Genomic DNA, 18,867 nt, shown 5'->3' with positions numbered 1-18,867 from the left:
AGCAGGGGGTCACGCTGGCAGACCCCAGGGCTTGCCCGGGGTCGTGATGCTGACCGGCTTGACAGCCAGGTCGGGGCGGCGGCCCCTGGGATGCACCAGGACTTCCTGCCCGCGGCGCAACGGGATCTCGAACGTCCCGTCACCGCGGTCGTGGTACCGGACCGGACGACCACCAGGCGTCACGACGGACACCGGGCCCTCGATTCCGTGCCTCAGCACCAACGGCTCGCCCGCGCGGCTGCGGACGAGCACGAACTGGGTCTTGCCACCGGATCGCTTGGCGGTGACGGAGAAACCACCCTCGGCGGAGTGGTCGGCGATCACGACGTCGGGCCACGCGGACGGCACGGCCGGGAACACCCTGACCACACCGCCCCAGCTCTGGCAGACGAAGTCGTGGATCGTCTGCGCACCGGAAAGCGGTGTCTCCACAACGGGACCCGCCTCGGTGTACATGGTGTTCTCGAGCACCGGATAGCGCTTGGACGTGTCGAACATCTTCACGAAGTACGCGTAGGCCTCGTCGCCGCGGAACATGCGGGCAGCGATCGAACCGGAACCGGAGTAGCTGTAGCCGCGGTGCGCGGGCTCCAGCGACATCCAGTGGTGCAAGGACTTCTCGATCAGCGCGCGGTTCTCCGGCTGCTCCCAGTTCACCGTCATCAGCGGGAACACCGCGAGCAGGTGCGAGTAGTGCCGGTGCGACACCACGAACGGCACCCCGGCGCCGACCATGAACCCGTTGGCGTCCACCGGATACGGCGTGAGGTCGCGGAGAACCTCGTGCCACTTCGGTTCCAGCGGGTCCTTGATCTTCAGCAGCTTCGCGGAGTCGATCAACGTCTGGCAGCCCCAGCGGATCAGCTGCAGGTCGTAGTTGCAGTCGGGGGCGTCGCCGTACTCCGGCGAGGTGGTGACGTCGAGGTGAAGCTTGCCGTCGTTGCCCTTCTTGAGGAAGTGCAGGTAGTAGTTGATCGATCGGCGCAGCAGCGGGAACACGACGTCGGACAGGATCCTGGCGTCCATGCTGTGCCGGTACGACAGCCAGACGTTGTGCAGGCCCCACGTCAGGTTGCCGAGCTCCTTCACGCCCGTGCCGCCGGTGCCCGGCTCGTACAGCGTGCCGGCGTTGGACGTCGTGCGGTCGGTGCTGCGGCCGACACCCGCCGAGTCGTGCCGGTACTGCTCCTTGACGTTGCGGACGAGCTGGTCCTGGTTGTTCTTCAGAGTGCTGGTGATCGAGTCCAGCTCCAGGTGGTTGGAGCCGTGGATCAGCCAGTACTCCAGCTGCACGTTGAGGTTCCACCACGCAGCGGCCCACGGCGTCTTCTCCAGCCACGGACCGGTCGTCGCCATCACCGGGCTCCCCGCCCGTGAACCGGACGCGACCTTGTAGAGCTGGATCCAGTAGAACGCCTGCAGCCGCTGCTCGCCGAACGACAGGAAGCTCTTCTGGTAGAAGGCGTTCCACCACGTGCGGTGTGTCCTGGTCAGCAACCCGCCGACCAGCGCCGCCTCGCGCACGGCCTTCAGCACGGCCTTGTCGGCGTTGACTTCCGGGTAGGTGTGTGCGACCGCGAGCAACAGGCGTTGGGTGCTGTTGTGGCTGATGACGCGGAAAGCGGTTGCCGTCTGACCGCCGGCGTTCAGCGCCTGCGTGACCAGCGTTTCGCGACCGTCGGCTTTCGTCACGGGATCCGGGTTGAGGACGTAGCCGTCGGGCAGCGGGTTGAAGTCCGCGCGCGGCGGAATCGCCTTCGACGGCACGAACTCCAGCACCGGCTTTTCGGTGCCGTTCGCCGTGACGTTCAGCGACAGCACCGACCGCTCGGCGTGGATGTACGCGGTGAACGAGATGACGCCCAGCGACGTGGTCACGGTTCCACGCAGCTCCGCGTTCCACAGGTCCAGCCGCCAGTCGACGGCCGTGACGGTGCCCGCGGCGGTCAGCTTGAGGTTGCCGACCGGGAGTCTGCACACGCCGAACTGGCTGCCGCCGGTGGTGCGGTGGTCCTGGACGTCCGCGTGCTGCACGGTGAACCGGACGGTGTTGCCCTCCGCGTAGACGACGCTGCCCAGCCGTCCGTCACCGAGGAACGGAGCCTGCCCGTACTGCGTCGGCGGCTTCTGCCAAACGAGATCCTGCTGGCCGATGAACTGGCGCCAGTCCCGTTCCGACATGCCGTCGCAGTCGAAGACATCCGAGGACACGGTCTCTTTCCCGGTCGCAACCCCCGTCTGGGCGAACAGTGCCGCCGCTGTGGCCCCGCCGATAAAACCCCGCCTGCCAAAGACCATTTCCCGCTCCTCGCCCGCGCATGACGACAACTACGTCTCGCTGCGCGGCGGTGCAGCCTGGTCCAGACAATCCGGAAAGGTAGGAGTTCTGGGCCACATCGCGCAAGACCCAACCAACCGCAACACGAAGCAACAACCGGGTGCTCTTGCTCCTGCAACTCAGGCGGGACGCCTAGGATGTCCCGCCAAAGGGGCGGGGAGACACGCACGTGCCGTGCCCTTGCAATCGGGAGGTGGCATGGCCGTGTCGACAGCGGCGTTCAACGAGGGCAGGGTCCCCCAGCGGGGCCGTCCTCGCGACGCCAGCAGGGACGACGCATTACGTCAGGCAGCGCTCGAGGTGATGGCCGAGGTCGGGTACCGGGCACTCACCATGGACGCGGTGGCGGCCCGCGCGAGGGCGGGCAAGGCCACGATCTACCGGCGGTGGGAGTCGAAGCTCGATCTCGTGATCGACACGTGCACCCAGCTCGCCACGCAGAACCTCGCGGCACCGGACACCGGCTCCCTGGCCGGCGACCTGCGCGAGTTCCTCTCGTCCTTCGCCGCGTTCCTCTCGGGACCGATCGGCAAGGCCGCCCAGGCGCTCGTGGGCGAGCTGCCGCACGAGCCGGAGTTGGCGGCGGCGTTCCGGGAGACGTTCCTGATCTCGCAGCGCGACGTGCTGCGCGGAATCCTGGACCGCGCCGCCGAACGGGGCGAGCTTCGCGCTGACGCCCCGCGCGGCATGGCGGTCGAGATCGCCGGTGCAGCGTTGATCTACCGGCTGATGCTCACCGGTGACCCGCTCGACGAGCCGTTCGTGGAGAAGGTCGTCGAGCAGGTGCTCTTACCGTTGGTGCGGGTGTCCTAGCGGAAGAGCTTGCGGACCAGCGCGAAGCCGACGACAGCGCCGACCGCGATCAGCGTGTACTTGACCTTGGGCTGGCTCAGCACGTCGAGCACGGACGACTTGCCCTGCTCGACGAGCTTCTGCGGGTTCGCCCGCACGCTGAGCTCGTCCAGGGTGGCGGCCAGCGCGGTGCGAGCCTGTTCGATCTCGCGCTGGATGGTGTCGGGATCGCGAGCCACATGTCCTCCTAGCAGCGGTTCTAGGGCCAACCGTAGTGGACGGTCCGTTGCCGAGGATTGAGCGACCCGAGAGAGCGAGTACATGAGAGGCCTATAGGCTTCCATGTGAGGGGTCGTAGCCCAATTGGCAGAGGCACTGGGTTTAGGTCCCAGCCAGTGGGGGTTCGAGTCCCCCCGACCTCACGTAGCAGCGCTTTTGGGTGGTTTCGCCGCGGGGGCTGGCCCGCGGCGAACCGACTTCAAGTTAGCCGGGCGGATCCCAGGTGGATCACCAGCGACCGTCTCAATTCACCAGGTGCTGCGCGGCCCAGTCCGCGATCTGCGGCCGCGTCGAGAGGTCGAGCTTCTGCCGGACCCGCTGCAGGTGCGTCTCGACCATCCGTTGCGAGATCCGCAGCTCCGCGCCGATGCCCACGTTGGTCTGGCCGGCCGCCACCAGCGCCACGACCTGCAGCTCGCGCTCGCTGAGCTCCGGGGGCGCGATCCGGCCGTGCAGCGCGTAGTCCACGGCCTGCTCGCGGGTCATCTCGCGCCCCTCGGCCAGGCAGGTGTCCGCGCCGCGCAACGCCACCCGTGAGGCCCGCACGACCTCGATGACCTCGCTGTGCCACACCAGGTCGTCCGCGAACGCGCCCTCGCGCAGGCACGACGCCGCGCCGACCAGCCGCAACGCCCGGCGCGGGTCGCCACGGCGGTGCGCGATCAGGGCGAGGCCCTCCAGCACGTCCGCGACCCAGAACCCGGTGTGCCACGACCGCAGCGACTCCAGGAACCACTCGCCGGCCTCGTCCACCTCACCGCGTTGCAGCGCCCGCACGCCGACGGTGTGCAGGAACACCGACAGCCGGCGCGGCGGGGCCAGGCGCCGGTAGACCGGCAGCACGTCGGCGATCAGGCCGTCGGCGAACTCGACGTCGCCCGACCGCAGCGCCGACCACGCCAGGTTGTGCTCGACGACCGCCAGGTCCAGCGGGTTCGCGGTCGGGGCGAGCAGGGCGATGGCTTCCTCGTAGTACTTGCGGGCCTCGCCGTTGCGGTCGGCACGGGCGTGTTCGCCGGCCAGCGCGTTGAGCGCCTGAGCCAGCGGTACCGGCTCCCCCAGCTCACGGCCGACCGTCACGGCCTCCTCCGCCCAGCGCATGCCGTCGCCCGCCTCGGTGCCCGCGAGATAGGCGAGATGCGACAACGCCAGGCAACGCACAGCAGGATCGGCTGCTGACCGCACCGCGGCCTCCAGCAGCCGCCGCCCCTGCGACACCTGGCCCTGGTCGCGCCACGCGACCGCCAGCATCGTCGCCAGCTCCAGGTGGCGCGGGTCGTCGTTGCGGGCGGCCCAGTCGACAGCGCACTGCAGGTTGCCGCACTCGGTGATCAGCGGGTCGACGACCTCGGGCGTCGTGAAGACCGTGGAGGTGAACTCCGGCCAGCGCCCGGCGAACCAGCGGACCACTCTCGCCACGACGTCGGCGTGTTCACCGAGCTTTTCCCTGCCGTACAGGCGAACCGACTCCAGCTGCTCGAACCGCCCGGCGCCGGAGAAGTTCAGCAGCGACTTCGACACGAGCGCGGACAGCAACGCCAGGACGCGGTCCGTCGGCAGGTCGCAGGCCGCCACCGCGACGTCCAGGCCGAAGCCACCGGGGAACGGCGAGAGGCACCGGAACACGTGCTGCTCGTCCGCGCTGAGGTGGTCGTAGCTCCACTCGATCGCGGCCCGCAGGCTCTGGTGTCTGGAGGCGGCGGTGCGGTTGCCGCGGTTGAGCAGCTCCAGCCGGTCGTCGAGGCGCGTCAGCAGTTCTGGCACCGGCAGCACGGTCACCAGCCGGGCCGCGAGCTCGATGGCCAGCGGGAGGCGGTCGAGGCGCGTGCACAACGTCGACAGCGCTTGCTCGTCGTCGAACCGCAGACCGAGCTGGTTGGCCTGCGCGCGGTCGGCGAACAGCGCCACCGCGCACGTGATCGGCAACGGCCGCACCGCGAACAGCACCTCACCCGGCACCCGCAGCGGTTCGCGGCTGGTCGCGATCACCCGCACGCCGGGACAGCCGAGCAGCAACGGCTCCAGCAGCGCCGTGCACTCCGCGACGACGTGCTCGCAGTTGTCCAGCACCAGCACCATCGTCCGGCCCGCCAGCGCGTGCACCAGGGTGCTCAGCACGGGTTCGCGGGTGACCTCGCCGATGCCGAGCGCCGTCGCGCACGCCCGCGCGACCTGGTCGCCGGTCGCCAGCTCCACCCACTCCACGTTGCCGAGGGTCGCGGTGAACTCCTTGGCCAGTCTGGTCTTCCCGACCCCGGCCGGTCCGATGAGCGTGAGCACACGGGTGGTGTCGTCGAACGCGCTGAGACGGCCCAGTTCGTCTTCGCGGCCGATGAAGCTGTCCAGCGCCGTGATCGGCTCGTTCGCGCGCTGCCGGTAAGCCCGCTGACGGCAGGCGTTCGAGCAGTACCGCGCGTGTTTGCGCCGGGAGGAGGCGGTCGCGGCGCCGCAGGTCGCACACGTCCCCACCTGTTCGGCCATCGAACGCATCGTAGTCAAACGACTACGGGGCGGAAAGGCCTTTCCAGCCACGTTGTGGACCAACGGCTCCGCAACGCGTATACATCGGATCTGTCGCCGCCGCGACCGAGGTTCTGGGAGGACTGGGAATGCGGTTGTCCACCATGCGATGGCGCGCGGCGGGAGCCCTCGCCATCGCACTGACAGCAAGCGTCACAACCCCTGTGGCATCAGCAGAACCAGCGGCAATCGGCAGCTGGCCGAAGGCTGTCGTGCAGCTGTCGAACGGTGTGCCGACGCTGTCGGTGACCCGTGGCGGCGTCACCGTGCTGCAGCCGAGCCCGCTGGGCGTGGTGACGGAAAGAGCGGATCTTTCCGGTGGTCTTCGGTTGACGGGCCGGTCCGAACGACGGGTGGTCGAGCACTACACCGCGTCGTCGGGCAAGCAACGGCAGCGCTCGGTGGTGCACAAGGAAGAGCGCTACTCGTTCGCCGGCGCGGCCCGTCTGGACGTCGTCGTGCGGACCGCTTCGGACGGCGTCGCGTACCGGTACGAGCTGCCGGCCGGGCTGGGCAACGTGCTGCGCGAGACATCGGCGTTCGTGGTGCCTTCCGCCGCGACCGCGTGGATCGCGAAGTACCGGCGTGACTACGAAAACCCGTTCGTTGAGACCAATGCGGCAGCCGCGGAGACCGCGGAGTACCTGCATCCGGCGCTGTTCGAAACCCAGGGCGTCTACTCACTACTCACTGAGTCCGCTGTGGACGGTCGTCACTCCGGCGCACGGCTCGTGCACACCGCCGGTTCCGGCGCATATTCGATCAAGTACTGGGACGAGCGGGTGCTCGTCGACGGGCCGTGGCAGTCGCCGTGGCGCACCGCTGTCGTCGGGTCTCTCGCGGACGTGTCGACGTCGACGTTCATGGACGACCTGGCGCCGCGTTCCCAGGTCCGCGACACGTCGTGGATCAAGCCGGGCAAGGTGTTCTGGAGCTGGCTCGCCGGTGGTCGGGAGGCCGGCCAGAGCCTCGCGATGCAGAAGCAGTACGTGGACTACGCGGCCAAGCACGGCTGGCCGTACGCGCTGGTCGACGCCGGCTGGTACTTCGACCCGAACTGGGACTACGACCCGTCGTGGGAGCAGACCTCGTGGATTCCGTCGTTGGTCTCGTACGCGCGCGCTCGTGGCGTGAAGATCCATCTGTGGATCCACTACGACGAGCTGGACACGCCCGCTGAGAGCGCGGCGCGGCTGGCGTTGTTCGAACGCTGGGGCATCGCGGGCGTGAAGATCGACTTCATGGACTCCGACGGGCAGGACCGCAACCGCTGGTACGACCGGATTCTCGCGGAGACCGCTGCGCACAAGTTGTTGGTCAACTTCCACGGCTCGACGATCCCGCACGGCATCCACCGCACATGGCCGCACGTCATGACGATGGAAGCTGTGCACGGTGGTGAGAAGTCCTCGGGTCTCACCGGGACACACCTGACCGCCTTGCCGTTCACGCGCGGTGTCGTCGGTGGCATGGACTACACGCCGTTGGCTTGGCACCGTCCTTCGCGCACCACGTCCGACGCGCACGAGCTGGCTCTGACCGTGATCTACGAGTCGGGTCTCGCGAACCTCGCCGGGCGCCCTGAGGACTACGCGGCGCGGCCGGTCGCCGAGCGGTTCATCGACCAGGTGCCGACGGCGTGGGACGAGACGCGGCTGCTGTCGGGGCGTCCTGCCGATCACTCGGTGTTCGCGCGGCGGTCCGGTGATCGTTGGTTCATCGGTGGTGGGTACTCGGGTGCCGCTCGGACGGTCTCGGTGCCTTTGTCCCTGCCTTCCGGACGTTGGCTAGTGGAGATCACTCGGGACGGTCCTGGTGGGCTCGTGCGTGAGTCACGGACCGTGCGCTCTGGTGATGTGGTGACTTTGGACGTGGCCGCGAACGGCGGTTTCGCCGCCATCGCTTGCCGGGCTGGTTCGCGCACGTGTGAGCGGCCGGTGTCCGCGGTGCCTTCGACCTCGGTGTCGACTGCGGTCAAGGGCTTCACCGTGACCGGACTCTTCACGGTTAAGCAGGACGTGCGGAACGTCGTTCTGGCACCGCGGGTGCCTTCTGGTTGGTCGGTGAAGGGCGAGCCGGTCAAGGCACGCTCGGTGCGGCCCGGTCAGGCCTTGTCCGGCTCGTGGACCGTCGTGCCGCCCGCTTCGCCTTCCGCCTACGGCTACTTCGACATCCCGGTCGTGGCTACTTTTGACGGCGGTGTGGAGTCCGAGAAGACCGCGCGGGTGCATCTGGTGCGGCCTTTGTCCGACGGCTGGGGCTACTTGAGCGATCGGCCGTGGGTGTCCGCGGTCGGCGGTGACGGCCCGGTCGAGAAGGACGTGTCGAACGGCGGCGCCGCTGCCGGTGACGGCCGCGGTGTCGCTCTTCGCCGGGTGACCTACGGCAAGGGCCTCGGCACTCACGCGTCGTCCGAGATCACCTACAAGCTCGACGCGCGCTGCACTGGTTTCGCGGCTTCGGTCGGTGTCGACGACGAGGCCGGCCTGGACGTGGCCCGCCAGCGCGTCGGCGGCACCGTGTCGTTCCAGGTCCTCGGTGACGGCGTGGTCCTGGCCGACACCGGCGTCCTGGGCGTGCGCACACCTGTCCGCGATCTGGCCGTCGACGTGACCGGCGTGAGCACTCTCACCCTGCGCGTTCTGGACGGCGGCGACGGCACGCAGAACGACCACGCTTCTTGGGCCGACGCAAGGATTCGCTGCGCTTAGTCGGGTTTGTCGTGCGGTCGGGGTGGGGTTTCCCCCACCCCGACTTTGCGGTTCACCCCAATGTCCTCTCAGCTCCCCCTCCGTAACTTGGACAGCATGAACTTGGTCGCCTGGGTCACCGACCTGATGCAATCGGCCGGCGCACCCGGAGCGGCTCTGGCCATCGCGCTGGAGAACCTGTTCCCGCCCCTGCCCAGCGAGGTCTTCCTGCCCCTGGCCGGTTTCACCGCCGCCCAGGGCAAGATGTCGCTGCTGGACGCCATCCTCTGGACCACCTTCGGCTCGGTCGTGGGCGCCCTGCTGCTCTACTGGGTCGGCGCCGCCCTGGGCCGCGACCGCGTGCGCCGCATCGCCTCCCGCATGCCGCTGGTCCGCGTGTCCGATGTGGACAAGACAGAGGCGTGGTTCCTGCGCAACGGCTACCGCGCGGTCTTCTTCGGCCGCATGATCCCGGTGTTCCGCAGCCTGATCTCGATCCCGGCCGGCGTCGAACGCATGCGATTAGTCCCGTTCCTGGGCTACACCGCGGCCGGCAGCCTCCTGTGGAACACGGCGCTGATCCTCGCGGGCTACCTGCTGGGCGACAACTGGCACCTGGTCGAGCAGTACGTGGGCCTCGGCTCGAAGGTCGTCCTGGGCCTGGCCCTGGTGGCCGTGGTCGTCTTCGTGGTCACGCGGCTGGCACGGCGTCGAGATGCCGCATCAGCTCGCGAACGGCGCTCCGCCCGGCTCGGTTCGCGCCAATAGCGCTGGCCGACGGCGCAACGTGATCGCCCACCTCGACGTGGCGCGACTGTCGAAGAGACCCGCGACCTCGCGGTCGTGAGGCACGTCCGGTCGAGATGCCGCAACAACTCGCGAGCGGCACTCCACCCGGCTAGATCCACGCCGATAGCACCGGCCAACGGCCCACAGCCCAACGGCGCGAGGTGATCACCCACTTCGACGTGACGCGTCTGTCCAAGAACCGCGCTACTTCGCGGCTGTGAGGCTCACACCGTCAAGGTGCCGCAACAACTCGCGAACAGCACTCCGACCGGCTCGGTTCGCGCCGATAGTGCTCGCCGACGGCCCATAACCCACGAGGTGAATCCGCGGATCCGCCACAACACGAGTCCCGTCGACCTGGATCCCACCGCCGGGCGCACGCAGGTGCAACGGCGCGAGATGGTCGAGGTCGTGCCGGAACCCGGTGGCCCACAGAATGATGTCGGCGTCGAATCGCTCACCGGACGCCCACTCCACCCCAGCGGGCGTGATGCGGTCGAACATCGGCCTGCGGTCCAGCACGCCGGAAGCGATCGCGGCGCGCGTCTGGTCGCTCAACGCCAACCCGGTCACGCTCACCACGCTGCGCGGCAGCAACCCGGCACGGACGCGTTCGTCGACCATTCCGACGACCCAGCGGCCGTAGTCCTCGGTGAACGGACCTTCCCGCCACACCGGTTCGTGACGCGTGACCCAGCGGGTCTCGGCAGCGAAAGGGGCGAGTTCCATGAGCAGTTGAGTGGCGGAAGCACCGCCACCCACGACGACCACGCGCTTGCCGGCAAACGCGGCAGGCCCCTGGTAGTCGGCGGTGTGCAGCTGACTACCGGCGAACGTCTCCTGGCCGGGGTAGTACGGCCAGAACGGGCGGCGCCAGGTGCCGGTCGCGTTGATCAGGCCGCGCGTGGTCCAGACGCCGTCGGTGGTCTCGACCTTGAGCAGCGAGCCGTCGTTCACGACCTGCGTGACGTTGACCGGGCGGATCACCGGCAAAGAGAAGAGCTGTTCGTAACGGGCGAAGTAGTCAGGGATGGCCTCGTTGGCCGGCGAGTCCGGTGAGGGCTGCTCGAACGGCATGCCGGGCAGCTCGTGGATGCCGTGCACGGTCCGCATCCGCAGCGAAGGCCAGCGGTGCAGCCACGCGCCGCCGGGAGCGTCGTTCGCGTCCAGCACGACGTGGTCGACCTCGCGCCGACGCAGGAAGTAGGACGCGGACAGGCCCGCCTGCCCCGCGCCGATCACCACCACATCCGTCACACCTCGAACAACCAAAAGCACACCCCGGTCCTTCTCAGGGTGTGATCCACGGATCAGACGGCATGGTCCACTCGCGGTCCCCAAAACGTCGCGCAAATGGTCACGGCAGCCGATAGCGTCCGAAACCGTGCACCTACTCCTGTCGCTGGCGTTGATCGCCGGAGCGCCCGCACCTGCCCCTGAGCCCACTCCTTCCGAGTCCTACGCCGTCTACAACCGGTTCACGCACCACCTCACCGGCAAGGACGTGCACAAGCAGATCCGGTCCGCCTCGCTGGTGAAGATCCTCATCGCGATCGAGCAGCTGGAGACGCGCGGCGACGACCCGCGCATCGAGCCGATGTTGCGCGCGAGCGACGACAACTCGGCGAGCGAGCTGTGGGTGGAGAACGGCTGGGAGCAGCTCGTTGTGCGCACGGCCGAACGGATCGGTCTCAAGGACACGCAGCCGCCGGCGAACCGCGGCATGTGGGGCTACACGGCCGTCAGCGCGTACGACATCGTGAAGATCTACCGCTACGTGCTGGAAGAGGCCGACCCGAAGGTCCGCAGGACGATCATGGGGCACCTGCACAAGGCCACGAAATGCGCCTCGGACGGTTTCGACCAGTCGTTCGGGCTGCCGAGCGCCACCCGCCGGCCCGCGTTCAAGCAGGGCTGGTCCGGCTTCGGCGACCCGGTGGACCCGTGTGTGGACAAGCCTCGCCCGCGCATGCAGTTCGACATCGACCTGAAGTCGCCGGCCATGCACACGTCCGGAACGTGCCGGCACAACATCGTCGCGGTGCTGACGCTGCACCCCCAGGGCACGACCTACAAGCAGGCCGCGAAACGAGTTACCCGCGTCACGGAAGAAGTCACCAAGTATCGGTGTTGATCGATGCATGAGCCGTCTGACTGAGATCCCGCTGTCCGTTCTCGACCTGGCCCCGATCACATCCGGTTCGGACGCCACGACCGCGCTGCGGAACTCCCGGGAACTCGCTCAGCAGGCCGAACGGCTCGGCTACCGGCGTTACTGGTTCGCCGAGCACCACAACATGCCCGGCATCGCGTCCTCCGCGCCCGCCGTGCTGATCGAGCACATCGCGTCCGCCACGTCGACGATCCGCGTCGGCTCTGGCGGCGTGATGCTGCCCAACCACGCGCCGCTGGTGGTCGCGGAGCAGTTCGGCATGCTCGAAGCACTGCACCCCGGCCGCATCGACCTCGGCATCGGCCGCGCGCCCGGCACGGACCAGAAGACGGCGCGAGCACTGCGGCGCACCGAGGCGGGCCTGTCCGCGGAGAACTTCCCGCAGGAGCTCACCGAGCTGATCAAGTACTTCGAGGGCACCGCGGAGCTCAACGCCGTGCCCGCCGCGGGCAACAAGCCGCCCATCTGGCTGCTCGGCTCGTCGGGCTACAGCGCGCAGGCCGCGGGCATGCTGGGCCTGCCGTTCGCGTTCGCCCACCACTTCAGCGCGCAGAACACGCTGCCCGCGCTGGAGCTGTACCGGCGGCACTTCCGGCCGTCCGAGGTGCTGTCCGAGCCGTACGCGATGGTGTGCGCCTCGGTGATCGTCGCGGACACCGACGAGCACGCCCGGTGGATCGCCGGCCCCGGAGCGCTCTCGTTCGTGCGGCTGCGTCAAGGCAGGCCGGCTCCGCTGTCCACGCCGGAGGAGGCCGCGGCCTTCCCGTACACCGAGATCGACGAGCTGGTGATCGAGGACCGGATGTCCACCCAGATCATCGGGTCCCCCTCAACGGTCCGTGCAGGGCTGGACGAGTTGATGGAGTCGACGGCGGCCGACGAGCTCATGGTGACGACCATCGTCCACGGGCACGAGGACCGGCTGCGTTCCTTCGAACTGCTCAGCGAGGTGGCCGAACGGACGCCGGAGTTGGGCCGTTCAGCCGCACATACGTGAGTCGGTCACGCGTGAGCTTCACGTTTCGTACGACTGACGTTGGTCTGAACGGGTGATAAACGGCTCCGCTTGTAGCGCGAGACACACTGTCGGCGATGATCGGTGTGAGCGCGCACGCCCCCCGACGCGCTCCCTAGCTTCACCAAGCGGCCGCCGCCGCGGACGGCGTGGGGCAGGCGCACTGTGTGGCGCCGCCCACGCCGCCCATCACGAGACGGCCACGGCCCGGCACCAGCTGTGCCTCAGAGGCCCCTTTCGGTCCCCACGCCCCTTTCGGCACCGTCACAGTTGACGGGAGTCGTTCACACCCACCGCCGGGGTGGGAAAGGGGAGTTCGTGAAGTTCGCCAAATCGGCAGCGGGTCTCTGCCTGCTGCTGGCCGTGGCGGGATGTGCGGGCCCCAGTGTCGCCGTCACCCCCGACGAGAACCTGACAGTCGAACAGCGAGCCGAGACGCCCAGCGCGTCCGGTGCCGCCGCGTTCGGCACGCAACGCGTGTGGGCCTCGGGCCTCTCCGTCGTGGTGTCCGCTCCCAGATCGCTCGCACCGTCCGAGACGGCCATCCCGCCGGCCAAGCGCACGGCGGTCTTCACGATCACCGTCTACAACGGCTCCAAGGCGTCCTACCGCCCCTCCCAGCTCTCCGTGCGCGCCACCACGGCCGACGGCGACCCCGTGGCCGAGCTGGTCGACACGGTGCAGGGCCTCAACGGCCTGGCCGCCGCCGTGGCGGAGCTCCCACCGGGCCGCGACACCCAGCTCCAGCTGGCGTTCGTGGTGCCCGAGACCGCGCTGCAGCTGCGCCTGACCGTCCAGCCGGGTGGCCAGGGCCAGGAGGCGGCCACCGTCTTCGAGGGCCAGGCCTAGTCTGGCCGCATGACCAGTCGTCTCGAACCTGGAGACACCGCGCCCGCGTTCACGCTGCCCGACAGCGAGGGCAAGCCGGTGTCCCTGTCCGACTACCTCGGCAAGTCCGTGGTCGTGTACTTCTACCCGGCCGCCAGCACGCCCGGCTGCACCAAGCAGGCCTGCGACTTCCGCGACAACCTCAGCGTCCTGGCCGAGTCCGGCTACGAGGTTCTCGGTGTGTCGCCGGACAAGCAGGAGAAGCTCGCCAAGTTCCGCGACGCCGAGGGCCTCAACTTCCCGCTGCTCGGCGACCCGGACAAGACCGTCCTGACCGAGTGGGGCGCGTTCGGCGAAAAGCAGAACTACGGCCGCACCGTTCAGGGCGTGATCCGCTCGACGTTCCTGGTCGGCCCCGACGGCAAGATCGTCAAGGCCATGTACAACGTCCGCGCCACCGGCCACGTCGCCAAGCTGCTGCGCGAACTCCCCGCGTGATGTCTCACCAGATGTGACGTCGCCGCCGCAATACTTGCGGCGGCGACCCCTTCCTGGGGTATGGTCGAGGAGAGGGCGTGCAACAAATGCCGCCCCTTGTTCCGGTGAGGATGATACACCGTGTGTCGCTTGACGGCACCTCGCGGCCCCGACATCCCGTCTGATTTCGTCTTGCGCGTCCACTTTCCCACGCGCGGCGGTTGACCAGGCCTTATAGGCCCAATCCTCCGTTCGTACCGACACACGCACGCCTAGCGCTGCGTGCATTTCGTGCTGGGAAAATTCAATGCTCAAGTGGATATTGCTGACCGTCGCCGTGGGCGCGGAAGTTTTCGCAACCCTTTGTCTCAAGTACTCCGACGGCTTCACAAAACCCTGGCCTGTCGCAGGGTTGGGCGTCGGCTTCCTCACGGCCCTCTACCTGGAGTCCGTGGTGATCCGAATGGGCCTGCCCGTAGCCATCACCTACGCGATCTGGGCAGGCGCCGGCATCGCCCTGGTGGCCATCACCAGTCGCGTGCTGTTCTCCGACCCCCTCAACCTCGCCATGCTGGCCGGCATGGCCCTCATCGCGGCAGGCGTGTGCGTCGTGTCCGTTGCGTCCCACGCACAGGCGGCCACCCTCTAACCTCGTTTGGGTGGACTTCGCGATCGCCGCCGTCTCCAAACTGGGCCAGTCGGTGGCGATGCGCGCCACCACCGAATGGCTCGCCGAACCGGACACCCGAACCCTCCCGCTGGCCGAACTGGCCGCCCGGGAGCTCGCGAAGCCCACCCAACGAGCCAAGCTCGACACCCTGGTCCAGCACATCGGCCACCAGGTGACCGAGCAACTGGAAGCCGTCCTGGAACGCTTCCCCTCCGACGACATCGCCACTTCACTGGCCGCGGTGGAGGAAGCGCTGTCGTCCGTCGACCTGTCGGATCCCGCGCTCCTGGCCGACGATGCCGACCCCGAGGTTCTGGCCCAACGCATCCGCCGTACCCTGCCGCGCGCCGACCTGAGCGGCTGCTACGACATCGCGCTCGACCAGTCCTGCCGCTACCTCGTCCAGATCCTCAGGCACCTGCCGTCGTTCCAGCCCCGTGCCCTGGCCGAGGTCCTCTCCCGCGCCACCGCCCAGGCCGCGCTGCTCGAAGACGTCCTGGCCCGACTCCCCCGGACTTCGCTCTACGCCCCACAAGGCACCGCCAACGACGATGAGTTCCGCGACGAGTACCTGCGCTACATCGCCGCCAATCTCGACCGCCTGGAACTCCTCGGCCTGTCCATGAAGGACCGCCCACGGCTGGCGTTGAGCGTCGCCTACCTGAGCCTCACCGTCTCGGGCCACAAACGGCAGCAGCGCGAATGGTTCGGCGAGGCCGATCACCACCCCCACTCCGGCATCCGGGTGGAGTCAGCGCTGGTCGACCGGACCTTCGTGCGCGGAGAAGCAGGCTCCGGCAAGACAACTCTCCTTGACTGGCTCGCGGTCACTGCCGCGCGTGGCGGGTTCACCGGCAGCCTGAAGACGTGGAACGGGTTGGTTCCCTTCCCGATCCGGCTGCGGGCCTACGCCGACTCCCCACTGCCGACCAAGCCCGAGGAGTTCGTCACCGGGTGGCTCGCGGGGATCATGCCGACAGGCTGGGTCCATCGAGTTCTGGCTGCGGGCAAAGGGCTCCTGCTGGTGGACGGCGTCGACGAGGTGCCGCCGTCAAAGCGCCAGAATGTCCGCGAGTGGCTGCGCGAACTCGTCCAGATCTTCCCGTCCGCTCAGGTCGTCGTGACCGCCCGTCCGGCCGCCACGGATGAGAAGTGGTTGGCGGAGCTGGACTTCTCCTCCGTCGAGCTGGAACAGATGAGCCCGAGCGACGTCAGGGTGTTCCTCCAGCGCTGGCACGAGGCCGCCGACGCGCCCGAGGAGGCCCAACGACGGCTCGTCACCCAACTCGACAGCCGCGAGCACCTGCGTTCCCTGGCTTCGTCACCACTGCTGTGCGCAATGTTGTGCGCGCTGAACCTCGGCCGCGTCTCCGAGCTGCCTCAGAGCCGCATGGAGTTGTACGCGGCCGCACTGACGATGTTGCTGGACCTGCGGGACGCCGAACGCGGCATCGCCCGCATCCTCACGACCTCCGACAAGACCGTGTTGCTACGCGACCTGGCGTGGCGGCTGACCCTGGGCGGACGGACGCAGCTGCCGACCACCAAGGTCCACGAGCACGTGACGCGCAAGATCCGCTCGATGCCCAACGTCGACGAGGAACCCGGCGCCGTCGTCACGCACCTGCTGGAACGTAGCGGCGTCATCCGCGAACCTGTGCCGGGTCAGGTCGACTTCGTGCACAGGACGTTCCAGGAGTACCTCGCCGGCGAGGAAGCGATGCAGGACGGCCAGGTCGAAACCCTGGTCGCCCACGCCCACCAGGACTCCTGGACACAGACGATCGTGCTGGCCTGCGGGCACGGCCAGCGCTCTCAAGTGACCGAACTGCTCACCGAGGTCCTCGACCGCGCCGACCGCGAACCGCGCCGGGCCCGCCGACTGCGACTGCTGGCCGCAGCGTGCCTGGAGACCGTGCGGGACGTCGACCCCGACGTGCACGACCGGATCGACGCGATCATCCGCGACAAGCTGGTGCCACCGCGCAGCAAGCGAGAAACCACCTCGCTGGCCACGATCGGCCACCGCGTTCTCCGCTACCTGCCGACCAGCCTCGATGAACTGTCCGACGCCGCCGCAAGCGCGACCGTGCGCAGTGCTGCGCTGGTGGGATCACCGGAAGCGCTGGCGCGGCTGGCGGGTTACGCGCGCGATCCGCGCGAGAACGTCCAGGAAGCCCTAATGGAGGCGTGGCTCAACTTCGATCCCGAGCGCTATGCGGACGAGGTGCTGGCAGAAGCACCGCTGGACGAGGGCTACGCCCGGATCACGTCGGTCCGGTTGATCCCTCACCTGTGGCGGCTGCGCCAACTCGTCGGCATCGACCTCTTCCTGCAATCCTCCGAGAAGTTGCGGGATCTGGCATTCGTCGAATCCGTGCCGAACATTCGGTACGTCAGTGCCTGTGTGCCGGGTGACGTCGACATGAGCCCGCTCAGATCGACGACCCCGCGCGTGCTCTACCTGTACGGTTCCCGCCGCTTCCGCAATCTCGGGGAACTGCCGCGCACCCACCACACACTCGGCCTCTTCCAGAACGAGCCGTGGGACGACCTCATCTTCCTGCGCGGGCAGGAACTCACCATCCTGGGGCTGTCCGATCCAGGACCTGAGTGCGACCTGAGCCCGATCGCCGAGTTGACGCAGATGAGCGTGCTGATCTGCCACGGGTGGACCGATCTGAGCATGGTCCCGGAACCTCCCGGCCTGTTGGTGATCGAAGTCATCAGCGGGCAGGAGGCGATCGATCTCACGCCACTGCGGGACCGATCGGTGACCTTGAGGCTGTATCGGCACGACGAACACATCGGGATCGAGGAACTCGGTCCCGATGTGACCATCGCGTGGCGCTAGCCCAACTTGCGCAGGTACGGGACCAGCAGCTTCAGGGCGCGGCCGCGGTGCGACTCCGCGTCCTTCTGCTCCGCCGTCATCTCAGCCGACGTGATCTCGTACCCCTCAGGCACGAAGATCGGGTCGTACCCGAACCCGTTGGTCCCACGCCGAGCCCGCAGCAAGGTGCCACGCCACTCCCCGCGCACGACGACCTCTTCGCCACCCGGCACGACCATCGCCACCACCGAGACGAACGCCGCGCCCCGGCGCTCGTCCGGCACGTCGCCGAGCTGACCGAGCAGCAGATCCAGGTTGGCGTCGTCGTCGCCATGACGACCCGACCACCGAGCCGACAGCACGCCAGGCATGCCGTTCAACTCGTCAACAGCCAGCCCGGAGTCGTCCGCAACGGACACCAGCCCCGTGGCGGCAGCGGCGTCACGGGCCTTGGCCAGAGCGTTGCCCTCGAAGTCGGGCGCGGTCTCAGGCGCTTCCGGGAACTCGGGCACGTCACCAAGCGACAGCACCGAGATGCCCGTCAGACCCTCGGCAGCCACGATCCGCTGCAGCTCGCGCAGCTTCTTCGCGTTGCGGGAAGCCAGCAGCAGCTTCATCGCCGGCTCGCCTTGGGCTCGGGCAGCACACCGGGGTAGGGCTGAGCCAGCGCAGCGGCCTGGATGCGGTTGAGCTCCGCGCAACCCAGCAGAGCGACATCCAGCATGCGGTCCAAAGTGGACCGGGCGAACGTGGCGCCCTCACCGGTGCCCTGGACCTCGATCAACGTGCCGGCGTCGGTGGCGACGACGTTCATGTCGACCTCGGCCCGAGAGTCCTCCTCGTACGGCAGGTCCAACCGAACCCGCCCGTCGACCACACCGACCGACACCGCGGACACCGCACAGGACAGCGGCGAAGGGTCAGCCAGCCGGCCGGCCGCACCCAACCAGGTAACCGCGTCGGCCAGCGCGACATACGCACCGGTGATCGCCGCGGTCCGGGTGCCACCGTCGGCCTGGATCACGTCGCAGTCGATGACGATGGTGTTCTCGCCCAAAGCCGCCAGGTCGATGCAAGCCCTCAAAGACCGGCCGATCAGGCGTGAGATCTCGTGCGTGCGGCCGCCGATGCGGCCCTTCACGGACTCGCGGTCGCTGCGGGTGTGCGTGGCGGAGGGGAGCATCGCGTACTCGGCGGTCACCCAGCCGAGGCCCGAGCCCGAGCGCCATCGGGGCACGCCTTCGGTGACACTCGCGGCGCAGAGCACGCGGGTGTTCCCGAACTCGATCAGGACCGAGCCGGCGGGCCAGGTCTGATATCCACGCGTGATCCGGATGTCACGCAACACGTCGTCGTTTCGGCCGTCGCTTCGCACCACGGCGCATACCCTAATGAACCCTGCGGAGCGCCATGGCGTAGGGAGTTTCAATGACCGTGTCAAGCGGCCTGGGCCGTAGGTGAGC

General features: G+C 68.4%; 15 protein-coding genes and 1 tRNA gene. 10 read left to right on the top strand and 6 right to left on the bottom strand.

Annotation, left to right across the window (positions count from 1 at the left end):
* Positions 1-9: 9 nt before the first annotated feature.
* Positions 10-2,211: a glycosyl hydrolase family 95 catalytic domain-containing protein gene (locus LFM09_RS48225; RefSeq protein ID WP_414103388.1), complete on the bottom strand. Its 2,202-nt coding sequence runs from the start codon at positions 2,209-2,211 to the stop codon at positions 10-12.
* A 325-nt stretch (positions 2,212-2,536) separates the two neighbouring features.
* On the opposite strand from LFM09_RS48225, the gene LFM09_RS48220 reads away from it, so the two are divergent.
* A complete protein-coding gene (locus LFM09_RS48220; protein WP_414103387.1) occupies positions 2,537-3,151 on the top strand; it encodes a TetR/AcrR family transcriptional regulator in 615 nt (204 codons plus the stop codon).
* On the opposite strand, the gene LFM09_RS48215 is transcribed toward LFM09_RS48220, so the two are convergent.
* Positions 3,148-3,369 carry a DUF3618 domain-containing protein gene (locus LFM09_RS48215; protein ID WP_414103386.1) on the bottom strand — a complete coding sequence of 74 codons (222 nt, stop codon included), beginning with the start codon at positions 3,367-3,369 and terminating at the stop codon, positions 3,148-3,150. The two genes, LFM09_RS48220 and LFM09_RS48215, sit on opposite strands and share 4 nt — an antisense overlap.
* Before the next feature lie 109 nt (positions 3,370-3,478).
* On the opposite strand from LFM09_RS48215, the gene LFM09_RS48210 reads away from it, so the two are divergent.
* Positions 3,479-3,552: transfer RNA gene (locus tag LFM09_RS48210), tRNA-Leu, on the top strand.
* A gap of 100 nt (positions 3,553-3,652) precedes the next feature.
* Here the strand turns inward: LFM09_RS48210 and LFM09_RS48205 are convergent.
* Entirely contained in the window at positions 3,653-5,890 is a 2,238-nt protein-coding gene (locus LFM09_RS48205) for an ATP-binding protein (RefSeq protein WP_414103385.1), read from the bottom strand.
* A 251-nt stretch (positions 5,891-6,141) separates the two neighbouring features.
* On the opposite strand from LFM09_RS48205, the gene LFM09_RS48200 reads away from it, so the two are divergent.
* Both LFM09_RS48200 and LFM09_RS48195 read left to right on the top strand, forming a co-directional pair.
* Positions 6,142-8,640, top strand: a complete 2,499-nt coding sequence (locus LFM09_RS48200; protein ID WP_414103384.1) for a glycoside hydrolase family 97 catalytic domain-containing protein — start codon at positions 6,142-6,144, stop codon at positions 8,638-8,640.
* 96 nt (positions 8,641-8,736) lie between these two features.
* The gene (locus tag LFM09_RS48195; RefSeq protein ID WP_414103383.1) at positions 8,737-9,387 is read left to right on the top strand and encodes a DedA family protein; all 651 of its coding nucleotides are present in this window, start codon (positions 8,737-8,739) and stop codon (positions 9,385-9,387) included.
* 225 nt (positions 9,388-9,612) lie between these two features.
* Here the strand turns inward: LFM09_RS48195 and LFM09_RS48190 are convergent, their stop codons facing one another.
* Complete coding sequence (locus tag LFM09_RS48190) at positions 9,613-10,680, bottom strand: NAD(P)-binding domain-containing protein (protein ID WP_414103398.1); 1,068 nt, start codon at positions 10,678-10,680, stop codon at positions 9,613-9,615.
* A 112-nt stretch (positions 10,681-10,792) separates the two neighbouring features.
* Here LFM09_RS48190 and LFM09_RS48185 point away from each other — a divergent pair, with 112 nt between their 5' ends.
* The 6 genes from LFM09_RS48185 to LFM09_RS48160 all read left to right on the top strand — a co-directional run bounded on the left by LFM09_RS48185 (position 10,793) and on the right by LFM09_RS48160 (position 17,425).
* Complete coding sequence (locus LFM09_RS48185) at positions 10,793-11,542, top strand: hypothetical protein (RefSeq protein ID WP_414103382.1); 750 nt, start codon at positions 10,793-10,795, stop codon at positions 11,540-11,542.
* A 7-nt stretch (positions 11,543-11,549) separates the two neighbouring features.
* Positions 11,550-12,578 carry an LLM class flavin-dependent oxidoreductase gene (locus tag LFM09_RS48180; RefSeq protein ID WP_414103381.1) on the top strand — a complete coding sequence of 343 codons (1,029 nt, stop codon included), beginning with the start codon at positions 11,550-11,552 and terminating at the stop codon, positions 12,576-12,578.
* Positions 12,579-12,914: 336 nt separating this feature from the next.
* Complete coding sequence (locus LFM09_RS48175) at positions 12,915-13,445, top strand: hypothetical protein (RefSeq protein WP_414103380.1); 531 nt, start codon at positions 12,915-12,917, stop codon at positions 13,443-13,445.
* Between the two features lie 9 nt (positions 13,446-13,454).
* Entirely contained in the window at positions 13,455-13,922 is a 468-nt protein-coding gene (gene bcp / locus LFM09_RS48170) for a thioredoxin-dependent thiol peroxidase (protein ID WP_414103379.1), read from the top strand.
* Between the two features lie 286 nt (positions 13,923-14,208).
* Positions 14,209-14,550 (top strand): DMT family transporter, encoded by a 342-nt coding sequence (locus LFM09_RS48165; protein WP_414103378.1) that lies wholly within the window; start codon positions 14,209-14,211, stop codon positions 14,548-14,550.
* A 10-nt stretch (positions 14,551-14,560) separates the two neighbouring features.
* Positions 14,561-17,425 (top strand): NACHT domain-containing protein, encoded by a 2,865-nt coding sequence (locus LFM09_RS48160; protein ID WP_414103377.1) that lies wholly within the window; start codon positions 14,561-14,563, stop codon positions 17,423-17,425.
* Here LFM09_RS48160 and rdgB read toward each other — a convergent pair.
* Both rdgB and rph read right to left on the bottom strand, forming a co-directional pair.
* Positions 17,422-18,021, bottom strand: a complete 600-nt coding sequence (gene rdgB, locus LFM09_RS48155; RefSeq protein ID WP_414103376.1) for an RdgB/HAM1 family non-canonical purine NTP pyrophosphatase — start codon at positions 18,019-18,021, stop codon at positions 17,422-17,424. The genes LFM09_RS48160 and rdgB overlap by 4 nt on opposite strands.
* Positions 18,018-18,782 carry a ribonuclease PH gene (gene rph / locus LFM09_RS48150; protein WP_414103375.1) on the bottom strand — a complete coding sequence of 255 codons (765 nt, stop codon included), beginning with the start codon at positions 18,780-18,782 and terminating at the stop codon, positions 18,018-18,020. The genes rdgB and rph overlap by 4 nt, the downstream gene beginning before the upstream one ends.
* Between the last annotated feature and the right edge of the window lie 85 nt (positions 18,783-18,867).

Origin of the sequence: Lentzea alba, assembly GCF_047445655.1 — a bacterium.
In the GTDB taxonomy this organism is placed as follows: Bacteria; Actinomycetota; Actinomycetes; order Mycobacteriales; family Pseudonocardiaceae; genus Lentzea; species Lentzea alba_A.
Note: the sequence above shows the minus strand (reverse complement) of the source record. Positions and strands in the feature narration are given on the sequence as shown.

What these genes read in the sequence shown, in the direction of transcription:
- LFM09_RS48220 (WP_414103387.1), top strand. Translation starts at nt 2,537, where the DNA reads ATGGCCGTGTCGACAGCGGCGTTCAACGAGGGCAGGGTCCCCCAGCGG.
- LFM09_RS48205 (WP_414103385.1), bottom strand. Translation starts at nt 5,890, where the DNA reads ATGGCCGAACAGGTGGGGACGTGTGCGACCTGCGGCGCCGCGACCGCC.
- LFM09_RS48195 (WP_414103383.1), top strand. Translation starts at nt 8,737, where the DNA reads ATGAACTTGGTCGCCTGGGTCACCGACCTGATGCAATCGGCCGGCGCA.
- LFM09_RS48180 (WP_414103381.1), top strand. Translation starts at nt 11,550, where the DNA reads ATGAGCCGTCTGACTGAGATCCCGCTGTCCGTTCTCGACCTGGCCCCG.
- bcp (WP_414103379.1), top strand. Translation starts at nt 13,455, where the DNA reads ATGACCAGTCGTCTCGAACCTGGAGACACCGCGCCCGCGTTCACGCTG.
- LFM09_RS48165 (WP_414103378.1), top strand. Translation starts at nt 14,209, where the DNA reads ATGCTCAAGTGGATATTGCTGACCGTCGCCGTGGGCGCGGAAGTTTTC.
- rdgB (WP_414103376.1), bottom strand. Translation starts at nt 18,021, where the DNA reads ATGAAGCTGCTGCTGGCTTCCCGCAACGCGAAGAAGCTGCGCGAGCTG.